The organism is Lacipirellulaceae bacterium (genome assembly GCA_040218535.1).
GTDB lineage: Bacteria > Planctomycetota > Planctomycetia > Pirellulales > Lacipirellulaceae > Adhaeretor.
The window spans coordinates 1,549,304-1,562,287 of sequence record JAVJRG010000005.1 but is presented as its reverse complement, the minus strand read 5'-3'; the positions used below and the strand labels follow the sequence as shown (position 1 = coordinate 1,562,287).

14 protein-coding genes are annotated in these 12,984 nt (G+C 55.8%); 8 read left to right on the top strand and 6 right to left on the bottom strand.

Going from position 1 to position 12,984, the window contains the following annotated elements; translation table 11 throughout:
* The first annotated feature begins 33 nt into the window (after positions 1-33).
* The 8 genes from RIB44_06500 to RIB44_06465 all read left to right on the top strand — a co-directional run bounded on the left by RIB44_06500 (position 34) and on the right by RIB44_06465 (position 5,354).
* A complete protein-coding gene (locus RIB44_06500) occupies positions 34-216 on the top strand; it encodes a hypothetical protein (GenBank protein MEQ8616227.1) in 183 nt (60 codons plus the stop codon).
* A gap of 133 nt (positions 217-349) precedes the next feature.
* On the top strand, positions 350-1,195 hold the full coding sequence (locus RIB44_06495) for a hypothetical protein (protein MEQ8616226.1): 846 nt from the start codon (positions 350-352) through the stop codon (positions 1,193-1,195).
* A gap of 156 nt (positions 1,196-1,351) precedes the next feature.
* Positions 1,352-1,672, top strand: a complete 321-nt coding sequence (locus RIB44_06490) for a DUF1580 domain-containing protein (protein ID MEQ8616225.1) — start codon at positions 1,352-1,354, stop codon at positions 1,670-1,672.
* Between the two features lie 67 nt (positions 1,673-1,739).
* Positions 1,740-2,105, top strand: coding sequence for a hypothetical protein (locus tag RIB44_06485; GenBank protein MEQ8616224.1), 366 nt, complete (start codon positions 1,740-1,742; stop codon positions 2,103-2,105).
* Entirely contained in the window at positions 2,093-3,787 is a 1,695-nt protein-coding gene (locus tag RIB44_06480; GenBank protein MEQ8616223.1) for a DUF3987 domain-containing protein, read from the top strand. Before RIB44_06485 ends, RIB44_06480 begins: the two co-directional genes overlap by 13 nt.
* Before the next feature lie 78 nt (positions 3,788-3,865).
* Positions 3,866-4,054, top strand: coding sequence for a hypothetical protein (locus tag RIB44_06475; GenBank protein MEQ8616222.1), 189 nt, complete (start codon positions 3,866-3,868; stop codon positions 4,052-4,054).
* Positions 4,055-4,282: 228 nt separating this feature from the next.
* Positions 4,283-4,501 carry a hypothetical protein gene (locus RIB44_06470; GenBank protein MEQ8616221.1) on the top strand — a complete coding sequence of 73 codons (219 nt, stop codon included), beginning with the start codon at positions 4,283-4,285 and terminating at the stop codon, positions 4,499-4,501.
* Between the two features lie 580 nt (positions 4,502-5,081).
* On the top strand, positions 5,082-5,354 hold the full coding sequence (locus tag RIB44_06465) for a hypothetical protein (protein ID MEQ8616220.1): 273 nt from the start codon (positions 5,082-5,084) through the stop codon (positions 5,352-5,354).
* Between the two features lie 590 nt (positions 5,355-5,944).
* On the opposite strand, the gene RIB44_06460 is transcribed toward RIB44_06465, so the two are convergent.
* The 6 genes from RIB44_06460 to RIB44_06435 form a co-directional block, all read right to left on the bottom strand.
* Entirely contained in the window at positions 5,945-6,943 is a 999-nt protein-coding gene (locus RIB44_06460; GenBank protein ID MEQ8616219.1) for a hypothetical protein, read from the bottom strand.
* 75 nt (positions 6,944-7,018) lie between these two features.
* Positions 7,019-7,975 carry a carbohydrate kinase family protein gene (locus RIB44_06455; protein ID MEQ8616218.1) on the bottom strand — a complete coding sequence of 319 codons (957 nt, stop codon included), beginning with the start codon at positions 7,973-7,975 and terminating at the stop codon, positions 7,019-7,021.
* Positions 7,976-8,022: 47 nt separating this feature from the next.
* The gene (locus RIB44_06450; protein ID MEQ8616217.1) at positions 8,023-8,562 is read right to left on the bottom strand and encodes an EF-hand domain-containing protein; all 540 of its coding nucleotides are present in this window, start codon (positions 8,560-8,562) and stop codon (positions 8,023-8,025) included.
* A 160-nt stretch (positions 8,563-8,722) separates the two neighbouring features.
* Complete coding sequence (locus RIB44_06445) at positions 8,723-9,829, bottom strand: DUF1559 domain-containing protein (GenBank protein MEQ8616216.1); 1,107 nt, start codon at positions 9,827-9,829, stop codon at positions 8,723-8,725.
* A gap of 239 nt (positions 9,830-10,068) precedes the next feature.
* Positions 10,069-11,211: a DUF4185 domain-containing protein gene (locus RIB44_06440; GenBank protein MEQ8616215.1), complete on the bottom strand. Its 1,143-nt coding sequence runs from the start codon at positions 11,209-11,211 to the stop codon at positions 10,069-10,071.
* Between the two features lie 50 nt (positions 11,212-11,261).
* Positions 11,262-12,968: an ASPIC/UnbV domain-containing protein gene (locus RIB44_06435; protein ID MEQ8616214.1), complete on the bottom strand. Its 1,707-nt coding sequence runs from the start codon at positions 12,966-12,968 to the stop codon at positions 11,262-11,264.
* Positions 12,969-12,984 lie beyond the last annotated feature (16 nt).

Below are 12,984 nucleotides of genomic sequence, written 5' to 3'. Positions count from 1 at the left end.
TGATGACGCCGTTCGTGGAATCGACAGCAAAGCATGAAACGCCAGAAGAAACAACTTCGCGTATACGGTAGGTGGACCTGGCGTGAACGGTTGGCCGCGGGGGTGCTGGTGTTTTTCATCGTCGTTTCGGTCCTCACGGTTTACGGGGCTGCCATCGGCTGGTGGGACGCGCCAGAGATTCGAGATCAACCCCCGCACACCTTACATCACCGATAAGACAACGAAACCTAGCCGGGTTCGCGGCCCTAAACTCGACGGAGTGGGACCGCACAGACTCGACCGCTTGTTTTGGTCCGCACTACGCCAAAGCCAGCGGTCGGTCGGCCCGGCGTTTTGTGAAGGTAGTGCGATGGGGAAGACATCAGACAAGGTTCAGCAAAAATCCTCAATTGAGAGTGTGGGGCTGTCGGCTTATCGCATCGTTGAGCTAATCGCTAGCCTAGTTGAGCATCTCGATATATGCCTTGTCGATATTTGCAACGACGGCTATCGATTCGACCTAGCTAGAACATCAGAATTTGAACTTGATGTTATGCGTGATAATGCGCTCGAGATGCGAGAGGATTTCGAGAAGCTCTGGCTGCACCGCTATGAATTAAGCAAGGCGGCGGACGACCAACTGATCGCAAACAAGTTTGGTATGGCAAGCCCAGCTCCTGTAACGATCAAGTCACGTGCATTTGCTGGCTGGCGAGGCCCATACGATACTTACGTAGGAGCTGCCATTTTCGCGGCGGACGCTTGGATTGGAGTCGTTAGCGAACAGTTGAACGATCCAGAATGGCGTGTACCTCCAAGATACATGTTCGATGACATAGATGAGGATTATGACTGGAAATCTAGCTCTACTGAATTCCCACTAGATGAGGCAACTTTCGCGGAAAATGCTCGCAGCATTATTCTAGCTCTGGCAGAGAGCTTCTACGATTTTGAAAAGCGAGAGAAAGAATGGGAGCAACTCAATTTCCTGGCACTTAGCGTAGTGAAGGAAACACAGCGAGCCTTAGGGCGCGTTCCTAGTTTCTGGCTTACTTCCGCTGATCGCTTACCGGACTCTAGAAGACTGGCACCAACAACCAAACATGCGATAAGCCTTTTCCGTAAGGGTTTCGATAACCAAGTCGTCGTCGAACGCACTCACTTATCCGCTGCCAACGTCGCAAAGATAAAGTCACGCTATGTGTCAAAATCCTGACACCCCCTAACTATCACACTGTCACACTCTGGCGTTTCGACCTTCTCTCATAGGCCGTCAAGCCTGTCAAAAAAACCATGCGATAGTGTCACGTTTATTTGCTTCAATTGATTGCGTTGTTCATCAAACCAACGCGAACCCTTGGAGCAAATTGCGATGCGACTCGAATCTTTCACGGTTGTCATCCTCCCCGATGAAACCCTCCTCCCCCTCGGGGCGGCGGTCGAGAAAGCCACTGGCGACCGGCCCCATCCTTCGACCCTTCATCGCTGGCGACTGCGCGGCGTGAGCGGCGTGAAACTGCCCACCGTAAAAGTGGGCGGACGACGCAAGACCAGCATCGAAGCGGTCCGCCGATTCATCGAAGCCACCACGGCGGCGGCTGACGGGGGATCCCTGCCCAAGCCCCGCACGAATCGCCAACGCGAAGCGGCCATTGCCGCGGCTGAGCGTGAGTTGGAAGCGGCTACGAACTGACAAGTTTAATAGCCCGCGCCGAAGTGTTTGGCGACCATCGACGCGGGCAAATTTCGGAGGTTACACGATGGATTGTAACAAGAATGATCTCCCGCCGCGTCAACCAGTTTTGGTCGTTACCGATGGCGACGGGTATCTCGAAATTTTCGCTGAAAAGAATCTCGACGTGCGGATCGAGCGGTTACCGGTGGCTCATGCTCACGCTGCCGAAGTGATAGCCGAGGATTACCTGGAAGCGACCTTGCCCCGGCGGTATCGAGAACTGTACTGGCCGGGCAAACGACGGGCGACGGCGGTAGTGCGACCGCTACGGCCCTTGACGATTGATGCGGCCAACCGCGCCGAGCGGACCATGCGTGACTTAGATCAACTTCTCGACTCGCTCAACACGGACGACCAGCATGAGGAGGACATCATCGCATGGACGTTATAGAGTTGATCGAGCAAGCCGAGGCCGACGGCGTGAAGCTACAAGCCTCGGGCGGGCAATTGCAGATCGAAGCCCCCAAGTCGAAACGCCACTGGCTGGAAAAACTGAGCCCACTGAAAAGTGAACTGGTGGCACACCTCGACGGCAACGGTAACACAAGCTCGCCCGAGCCCGAGGAGGTTTCGTTACCGTTACCAGCGTATGAGCCCTTCCCGGTGAACACGTTGCCCGCGGTGGTAGCCGATTACGTGAAGGCAGCGGCGGCTGCCATCGGTTGCGATGCTTCGTTCGTGGCCCTTCCGCTGTTGTGTTCACTCGCCCGCGCGATCGGCAACAGTCGGGTGATTCGCCTCAAACGGACGTGGACCGAACCGTCGATTCTCTGGGCGGCCATCGTCGGCAAGAGCGGAACCCACAAGACGCCCTCCCTCAACTCCGCGCTGAAGTTCCTCGAAACCAAGCAAGCGGATTCCATCGCCAAGCATAAGCAAGCCTTGCAGGACCATGAGCGTGATCTGGCCCAATACGAACGCGACTATGCCACCTGGAAGCGGAGCAAGAGCGACGACCTCCCCCCGTGGAAGCCCGAGCCGCCGATCTGCAATCGTTACCTCACCAGCGATTGCACGATCGAGGCGCTGACCGCTTTGCTAGCTGGGCAGTTTGACGGTTTGCTTGTCGCCCGCGATGAACTGGCCGGGTGGTTGCACGGCATCGCGGAGTACAAGGGCGGCAAGGGGAGCGACCTCGGCCACTGGCTGGCCGTGTGGAGTGCGGGTGCTTTAACCGTGGATCGGAAAAGCGGACCGATCCGCATGATGCATGTACCGCGGGCCGCCGTCTCCCTGGTGGGCGGCGTGCAACCGGGCGTGTTGCGAACGGCCATCGGACGTGAACACATGCAGGACGGGCTCTGTGCACGGCTGCTACTGGCGATGCCCCGACCTCGACCGGTGGTGTGGACCGACGAAACCGTCTCGCCCGAAGTCGAGCAACGCATGGCCGAAGTGTTTGACCGGCTTTGTGAGTTGGAACCGGCTGGGGCTGCAAGCCTCGATGATGAATACGAAGGGGAAGTACCAGAACCCGAGCCCTTCCCCCTGGACCTCACGCCCGAGGCAAAAGCCGTGTGGGTGGAATACTTCAATCGCCACCGTGCGGAGCTGGCCGACCTCGACGACGATCTGGCCGCTGCCTGGAGCAAGCTCGAAGCGTACACGGCCCGGCTCGCTCTCGTCTTTCAACTTTGCACATGGGCCACCGGTGATGCGGCTGCCGGGCATGCGATCGACCAGCTTTCCATCGAGGCGGCCATCGAGCTAACTGACTGGTTTGGCAATGAGGCCAAGCGAGTCTATGGCATGTTCAACGATTCGCCCGAGGAGCGTGCCGAGCGGGAATTGGTCGAGTTGATCGAACGTCGCGGCGGAGCGATGACACCGCGGGACCTGGCTCATGCCTCACGGCAGTACCGCAAGCCGGGAGAAGCCGAGGCCGCCCTGGAGAAGCTCGCGGGGCGGGGACTAGGAACATGGCAAGTGGAATCGACCGCGGGCCGACCGAAGCGCTGCTTCCTCCTCGACGACAACAAACCGACCATCGCAAACCATCGCACGGCTGAGCATCACCACCACTGCAACGGCCATACCGGTAACGGTAACAAAAGCCCCACAAACACGGGCTAGAGCGACCTTCCGTTACCGTTACCGCCTAGTGAACTTCTAAAAGCGACAATACCCGACACCTAAAAAGAGAGCGACAACATGAGGTACCAAGCCCCCAACGATCAAAAGGACCTCCTCGACAGCAACGCAAAGCGAGAGCGCTGCCAGCGGCTACTCGCTCGCCTCGGGGATAAGCGAATCACGACGGCGGACAAGGCGAACTACTTTACTCCCCGAGCCCATGCCGAGGCGGAACAACGGGCCAAGGGCGTAGGTACTACTTCGTGATGGTAACTACCTAGCCCTTGCGGAAGTATCGCGACATAGAAATATGTTCCCCCCCATGCTCTAGGTTCTTCCCGAGGCCCTCCCCGGGGGCTACGCCAGTAGCGATCGAGAGACTTTTTTGTACACGGCAATTATTTTCCCGGTGGTAGTAAGAGCAAAGCGAGTAGTCGGAACATGGCCAACCCCAGCAAACCCACCCGGCCCGATACCTGGCTGACCAAGCAAGCGATGGCGGACGTGCTGGACGTGACGGTCAATTACTTCGACCGCGAAGTCCGATGGCTCGCCTCAGACCACCACGTTAAACGCGACGGCAAGCGGCTGTTGTTCTATGCCCGCGGGGTACTCGATGGGTGGTACGCGGCCCGGCTGAGCCCGCAGACACCCGCCCAAGAGATTGACGACGTGGAGCTGCTCTTGCTCTATGACGGCATCGGGGGCGACTAAGTGAAGGCGTTTGGTATTGGTAGTACAAGTCGAGTTTTTCGAGGCGTGTAAGAAAACGCCCCGATTGCTACCGACTTAGCCCCTGCGGGGTGCACCCGGAAGGACCCAATCCCCGCGGTCGGGTCCCTTCCCGCGGATTGCCTACGTTCGGGGCTTTTGCAATCAAACGTCCCCTACATATCAAAATTCTGGTTGGGGGACCTCCCTTCCCCCCGGGGTGGTCGGTTTCCAGAGTGCAACGCAACGCTAGCCGTTTCTGTAATCGCGTGCATTTTTTGGCAAAAAATGAATGTTTTGGCCCGGGGGGGTGGTCCCGTTTGAAGTGGCAACGGTTTGCAAGCCGTTACCCCCAGTGGTGCGCGGCAATGTCAAAAGTCGAGGGGGTGGGGGCGGGTTAAATTCTGATCGTGCTTTGCTCGCAGACCATAGCCCAAGCCGCGCACACTTTTCCGCGAGTTTTGATAAGGGGGTATCCCTGAGATTCGCTAGGGTCCTGTGGAGAGAATTGAGAGCGACCTAGCACTTAGAAGTGTCGAGGATTGTTACTCCCTAGCGCACCGTTTTCGTGTGGCTGGCGTTGATGAGGGTTTTTTGCAGCGGCTACAAGATGGTGATTCTCCAGCAGGGCGGTTGGCGGGACGGTATGCTCGCCCGCATGAACTACCAAGAGCTAATTGAGCAACAAGGCTTTTCCGTGATCGTCCAGCGAGCCCGTACCGGCTGGGCGTGTACCTTGGAGCGGGATGGGCTCATCATCGAGAAGCGGGCCGAGAGCGAATACGAAGCCTTGCGGCAAGCCTATGAGTTTGCTGAAACTCACGCTGCCGAGCCGTTCGACTGTGGCGCTTCGTAGTGGCATCGCGGGAGGGAAGGGATTCGAGCCCGCTGGTTCTTTCGCCGGTAGGTTTCTGCCGTGCTTTCGTTGTAGAGGACCCACCCTAGCCCAAGCGAGCCGTTCCGGGTCCTTCCGGGTTTCGATTCGACGCCACTTCCCCGTGATGGCGTTATTCGGCCAGAAACGCGCTCTGAAAATCTAGCTTTACGTTTACCAACGATGGCCCCGGTCGGGTCCTTCCGCGGGACCGACAAGTAGTGTTCACCGTTCCCCCTGAAGTCGTTTCGCAGCTAACAACGTCTCGCCCCCTCCCTACCACTACTACTGACCCATGGCAACAGGCCGATGCGCCGGTCAATCGCCAAGCGACCTTTATCACGACAGGCCGCACCTCCTCGGGAAGCAAGAGATGCCATTCCTGTACCGTACAGGTTTTCAATTGACAACTCATTCTGAGTACCGCGATTCCCCGAGAAATAATGCGATTAGATAAGATGGTTTGCAATCGGTTGATCTGACGCTAACTTGTCTTTATCCCCGTGTTTTCGAGATGTTTTCCGCTGGCAAAAGTAGCGTCTCATAACCTCGAGGTCGTCGTATTGGTGGTATTAGGAGAAGCTGCTTGGAGTGAGCTCGAGGTCTTCGTTAAGCGACCGGTGGGGCGTGATCGCACAACGTTCCAGCTCCGCGTGGTAGCTTCGGACGGCCTCCTGCGGCTTGAGCTCACCATCGGCAATGCCGCGTAAGTGTTGGACGAACGCGCACTGGTCTTCCGCATTGTTAATCCGTCTGCCGAAGAGGGCGGCCCGGACTCCGTGCTGTTTGGCGCTCGCCAACAGCGCAAAGGCGTCGTGTGTGGTGCCTGAGGCTCCGCCCATGATGCCGAGGATTACGCTGCTGTCGTAAGATGCCAACTGCTCAGTAAGCTCCGGCCCGAGATAAGGAATCTTCAAAAACTGCGGACGCTCAGCACGAGTGAGGCCGGCAAGAACACGGATGACGGTATCGCGAACGAATGCACCCTCGTCTGCAGGGGCTCTTGGACCGGGAGCGTTAGGTGGGAAAACTTCGAGGAAGTAACGAAGTCCCAGGGACACTGCTTCGCGACGGAACTGAGCGAACGCCTCGAGAGTCGCCCGATCCGCCGATGCATTGTTGTTCATAGTGATGGAGTAAAGTCCCAACGTCGCCAAGGGCGTGCTGCCCTGATCCGAAAGACCCAAGACGTGTTCGATACTCGCACTGCGATGCGGTAGTGAAGGTTGCTCAGCGTAGTTACCGGTTCCCGCAGCCAGCCAAATGTCCGTTGAATCGTTCATGCGAATCGCGGGAGTCACGGTGCTGTCGGCAAAGAGGCCTTCCTCGGCGGAGAGCACCTCGGCGGTACTGGCGCTCATCAGCGAAATGTCGATGAGCCCTTGCTTCACGACCGCACGGATTTGATCACGGTATTCGTCCAACGTGCGAGGACGCTGTGATGTGGCGCAGCTGCCGGTGGCTGCCAAGCCAAACGCCATGTCAGCATCCTTGGCATCGGCAAGAATGAACTCGTTGCAACTCGAATCAGCTTGCAGTTTGCGGAGTTTTGCATCGAGTGACTTTTGCATAGCTGTAAGCTCTTCGTTTCGTCAGAACAACGCTGAAGTGTATCGCACTTCACTAGCAAAAAGATGAGGAATTGCTCACAGCCCCGCAAGCTGCGCTGTCTCCTGGTAGTCGCGCAGTCCGGCGGAGGCTCCTAGGCCGGTAACACAACAGGCTCCCGCTGCCGCAGCGAGACGGCCGGCATGGCTGGGGCTCAGTTCTTTCAGAATACCCGCCACGTAACCAGCAAGAAAAGCATCTCCCGCACCGGTGGTGTCAACGACAGCGCCCGGTGCCTCAATGCAGTCGATCGTTAGTACCTCGCCGGGAACCGGGCTGATCACGGACCCTTGGGTTCCGCATTTGATGCCTACGGTGCCCCGGGCTCCACGTGCTCGAAACAATTCGATCATTTCACCGGGTTGATCTGTTCCGGTTTGGTGACGAGCTTCCTCCTCGCTCGGCAAGTAAATATCGACTTCCGCCAGCGAAGGAGCAAGATCATCGAGACTTCCGCCACTGCCGGCAGATTCCAGGATCGTCAGGCAGCCCGCTTGACGGAGCATCCCAAGGACCTGCGGAAGGTCCGGTTCCAGCTTAGGCATGAGGGAGAAGTAGCCGAGCATCACCGCCCGGCTCTGCTTGAAAAAACTCATGTGACTCTCGAACCATGCGAGGTCAAGTTCCCGAGGCGCACCAACACAATGTGCGAAGGATCGCTCTCCTGAGGGATCGACCATCACCACTGATGCGCTGGTTGCTTCACGACAGTGAACAGAAAGTCCTTGTGTGCCGACCCCAAAAGTCTGAAAGCGATCACGTATGATCGTGCCGAATTCGTCGTCCCCGATGAGCGTGAAAGCTTCTGTCTTCAGACCAAGTCGCGCGAAGGTCGCCCCCGAGTTACTGACAATGCCGCCTGTTTCCACCCGCAGCGGGTCGACCTCGTAAAGTCGACCGCCGATGACTGGTTGGTCCAGTTGAAACGGACGAACCAGGATATCGACGGTGCAGGAACCGCAAACGATGCAATCGATGGATTTGGATTCGTCCAAGATGATTTGGAGGGGCGTGCACGCCCCGTCGATCAGAGAGGAGAACGCTACTTGCTTTTCAGATCGAATGAAGCGTAGGGGTTCCCTGGCGTCGTTTCATAGCCGAGCGTGGTATTGGTGTTGTACTTAGCGGGGATCTCTACTTCAGGATGAGTAATCTCAACGCGGTAGGTGCCGGGATGAATCCCACGGATTCCTTTTTGCGAATCCGGCAATTCTTCGTCAGCTACGGCCATTGAAGCAACACCGCGCTTGAGTGTCTTTCCAGTAGCGCTCTTGATCGCTTCCCCGAGATACGGCTCTGGAACAAAGCGAATGGTCGCGCCGGGAAGCGGCTTCTTGTTGAGCTTAAGCGTGACGGTGACCCTTGAAAGTGCGGCAGCCTTCTCTACTAACTTTTTAAGCCTGCTCTTAATCTCTTCTTCGGAGATCGACTCGTCACTATCAAGATCATAAGCTTTCAAGCTCATTAACAAGCCTGGGCAGCTAGCCAATTCCTCCTTCGAAAGCGATTGATTGTCATCCTTATCGTAGAGTTCAACCGCTTGCTGAGCTGCGTCTGCTGGGTCAAGATCGGGTAATTCCAATGGACTTAGATCACCACCGCAGCCAGCTAGCAACAAGAGAGAAAGGCAAACTATTGCGGCATTTCTTAGGGGCAAAGCAAGTTACTCAATGGAATTAGGAAGCGTAAGTCGTTTCGGCTGCTATCTGCTTAACTGAGGACTTCTTAGAAACAGAATAACCTCAATTTTCTCTGCCGCTGACCTGCCCATCGTAGCGATTACAAAGGTTCGCTAGGATCGCACGGTCGATATCGAAACTTAAGGAGGAAACCGAACCATCGCAATAGGTCACGTTGAAGACCCCCGCATGAGCGCTTCCCCAGCTATAGAAGTTTTCATCATTGGCACGGTCAGGCTTTGCCTCGCCGATCAAGGTTGGATTGACCGAAGGATCGATTCGAGATCCACCTCCCCATCGATTCACGTCCCAGTCCCAGCCGTTGTACATACACTGATTATCCCCCCCGTCGGAGCCTGTTTCATACTGGTCAGCCTCAACGTACTTTTCACCGTAGAGGATCGTATTCGAAGTACCATCGGTAATGTTCTTGATTCCTATTTCAGCTCCGAGAAAGCAAACACCTGTTTGCGTATCGAGCGAAGGCCAACAAAAGGTATCTTCGATATCGTAGTTACCTCCCGATGGTCGAGGAGGAAGCACAAGTGTGAATTGATTCGCAGGAAAACCACATTCTGATTCCTGGAAGAAGAAACTCAGTCCACCACCGGCACCTTCGTCAGGAAATGCGTCGCCCGCGTTCGCAGCGTAGTCGCTGTGTGCTTTTTCCTCAACATGATTTGAATTCCGAACCCGGAAAAAGGCGGAAAGATTTGTATCCCAAGGGTAATTCACCGAAGCCCGACGCGATGGGCAATTAAAGGTTGCAAGGGGAGTCTGCTGAAGACGCGCAGCACCCTCGCGTTGTTGCACAGTGATGTTGTCGGGGTCTCCATCAGAGGGAAGTTCGTAGACAGCTTGCTGCTCTACGAATGGCAGCAGTTGATATACCCAGCTACCCGGCTGCCCCCGCCCTACTCCCCTGTCAGGATCGCCAGTGGTCCAAGGAGCCCACCCTGATCCGGGTAAAATCTGGTGTGTCGACTCGTGGTTTGCTGCCCCGAGGCCCATCTGTTTCAAATGATTCAGACACTGCGCACGACGGGCAGCCTCGCGGGCTGCTTGGACGGCCGGGAGAAGGAGCCCAACAAGCACGCCGATGATGGCAATCACAACGAGTAGTTCAACAAGCGTAAACGCCCGCTTACCTGATACGTGGACGGAGGACATTACCTAACTCCCAGAGCTGCGAATGCATGGCTAATAGGAATGATCAGTTTGAATTAAACACATCATTTCGACTCCGCGAGGAGATTCCACCTGCGTTTGCGTTGAGGGAAGTCGAATAACCGTTTGATTAAGGAAAAGTGCTTCTCTATAGCGGATTCTATCACACCTACCGAGCCGCCGTAAGAAAATAGAGCGAAATCTGAACATCGATTAGACCGGTCAAATCGAGAAGATAACGCTTATTTCAAGGTGACTTCAAGCAGTGTGGGGATGTAATTCGCTGAGTTGACGTAGGTGACGTACAGGGTTCTCCCGCCTGAAGTGCGCATTTCGGGGTGCTCCTTGGCGGCTGTAAAAAGGTCCGCGTCGCTTTGGCGAGGAGCTATGTGAAACACCTCGGGCTTACTCCAGGGGCCAACAATTTGCGGTGCAGTGCGGATAGCCAATCGATTGTCACGCCCCAATACGTGAATTGCGACATGCTGTTTGAGGTAAGGGTTGTACGATACGGAAAGCTCATTGGGAACATTATCGAAGAGGACAGCGGCGTTCTCGAACTTTGGGGACCAACGTGCCTTCCGATTCGGTTGAGCGAGCGTGGGGGCCTCAATCAAGTATTCATAACTGTCGAGGTTCTCAAGCGAATTGGGACGCGTCCTCACCAGGAACATCCCGGTCCAAAAACAGCCCCACAGATACAAGTATCCATCTGGAAGTTGTTCGAGAAACACGCCAAACCCAGGCTGGTCGCCTTTCCAAAACTCTTTCGTCCCATCGGGAGCTTGTAGCCGTTCAAAGCAAAACTCGCCAACATTCGCCCGAGCGATTCCCATTCCATTGAGCTCGAAAGTCTCAAAAACATCACGCTCGGCATCCATCGTAATCTTGTGATAAAACGCATAGATCGAATCTCCAACGCAGGTGCTATGGATCGGCCAAAGGCGGTGCTTAGCGCGATCTTCCGTTTTGTCGAACGCGATAACTTGGCGGGCTCTCGAATCGCCGTCTGCGGTCAGGTAGCGAAACTTCTTGATGCCCTCTGAGAAATCTTGCTTTGGAATAATCGAGGCCGTGTTGGAAAGCACATCGGTCAGGTCATGACCGCGGATGCTTTTAAAGGGGCCCTCGATGGTATCACCAAAAAGCCACAGGCTGTCTCCCGAAGGCAATTCACAAGAGGTTGCCCCATCTTGCCCCGTGATGTTTAGCGGGTTGTCTAGGAACTGTGGGCCGAGGTCCCGCACCGATTCAACGAGTTCGCTTTTCGCCTGGTCGGCCCCGAATACCCTGCTTGCTAACAGTCCGCAAGCGGGGCTGAGCGAACAGGCTCCGAGGCCCATGCGACGAAAAAAATCACGGCGGAGGAGGCTCGCGTGTTTCATGAGCTTCTACGTTTTTGACCGACTGGAAGCGTTCGTGGGTTGCAATCCTACTATTCCGAGCGATAAGGCTGACTCTTCTTGTACATTTTCAGCCGCGAACGGATTTGATTCGCCTGAACCTGCAATCTCTCTTTCTCGGCCATTTCTACAGCCTTGCTTGCTGCGCGGACTGCCTGGTCGAACATGCCGTTCTCTGCTAATGCCGCAGCTAAGGTATCAAGCATTGAAATCAGGTTCCCTCTTCCCTGTCGAAGCGCAGCTTCAGCATAGCGTAGGGCCTCCTCGCCGTTGCGTAGGCTGTCGTCCGGGTGCGTTGAGAGAATCCAGGCGAGGTTGTTTTGAGCGTCGGAGTAACTGCGATCCAGCTTCAAAGCGGAACGATAGTAGCGCACCGCCTCATTTGCTTTCCCGCCCGCAAGCTCGGAATTACCAACAAGCGTTAGCAACTTTGGCATATTGTAATGGCTTTCCAGCAGTGGGTAATTGTCGTTGATATAAGTGATCGCTTGATTCAGATGGCCACTCTCGACAAGATTCCAAACCAAGTCGAACGGACTGAGCTGCGTTTGGGGTGACCGCCAACGACCTGGGAACGGCAGCCCCTCATGAGGCTCGCTCCCCTCGAGACGTTCTACATCTTGAAGTAGCTGCTCGACTGAAACAGGGCCTCGATAAAGAATTGCGAGCCGCCCTTGCGGATCGATCAGGATGTTCGTCGGCAGAGACATCGGCTGATGAAAGTCGAACAGGTTCTCTTGCACAAGGCGTAGCGTTTCAGCCGTCTCGGATGTCGCCCAACCGGAGACACCTGGAAGCTTGAGCGTGCGGAGTAGATTGCTCGCCGCTTTCGCAGACGAAGTACCTTTTGAATCTAACTGATCAACCGACAGGGCTGCGACTTCAATTTGGGCAGCACGAAGTTCGTCGGCGTGTCTTTCGAACTCCTTGAGTTCGACCAAACAAGGACGGCACCAACTGGCCCACAAGTTGACTAAGAGGTACCGCTTATCGCCGCTAGCATTCAGTGTTTTCTCGTGGCCGTCGACTGTTACATAAGAAAGCTGAGGTACCGGAAGTTGTGCCCCCGAGACAACACTCCCCGTACGAGTTTCATTCGCTGCTGGCGATTCTGGTTTCGATGGTGCAATCTCTACTTTCTGGATTGGGGCGATCTCTGGCTTGCCAGTTCCTTCAACAATCAGGTAGTGCTGGTCGACATTCAAGTCACCAAACTCTTCTCGTTCGCCACCTGGCCAGTGCACAGTTACCTTAACCTTCGCTTGATTGGCACCCAGCCCGAAGTGAACCTGCTTGCTTGATTGGGTGAGGAAACCTTCGCCCGCGCGGAGCGTCTTGATCAGCGTCGTCGCTACCTCGTCACCCAACTGAATTTCCACCCGCGCGCCGATCGCGTCGCGATTACAGGTTTCGCCTCGAAGCTTCAGGGATAAAAAATGGTTGTCCGTGGCGAGGCGATTCTGCAGAAAGCGGACTTGTGGACCACTGCGATTGGCTAGCCAGAAATCGAGATCGCCGTCCCCATCCCAATCGCAGCGAGCAACGGCGCGTCCATCATCAGGGAAATCAAACCCGCTAACCGACGAGACGTCAGCAAATTTCCCGGCGCCGAGATTCAAGAAAGCACAGTTGCGTTCCCGTCCGCTAAACGATCGCCCGCGACGGACCATGTCGTGCAGAACGCTCCCCATCGACGTACGCTGATCGCTCGCAGCGCTTGTTGCTGAAGCGTTGCTCACAGGACTCCCACCATGC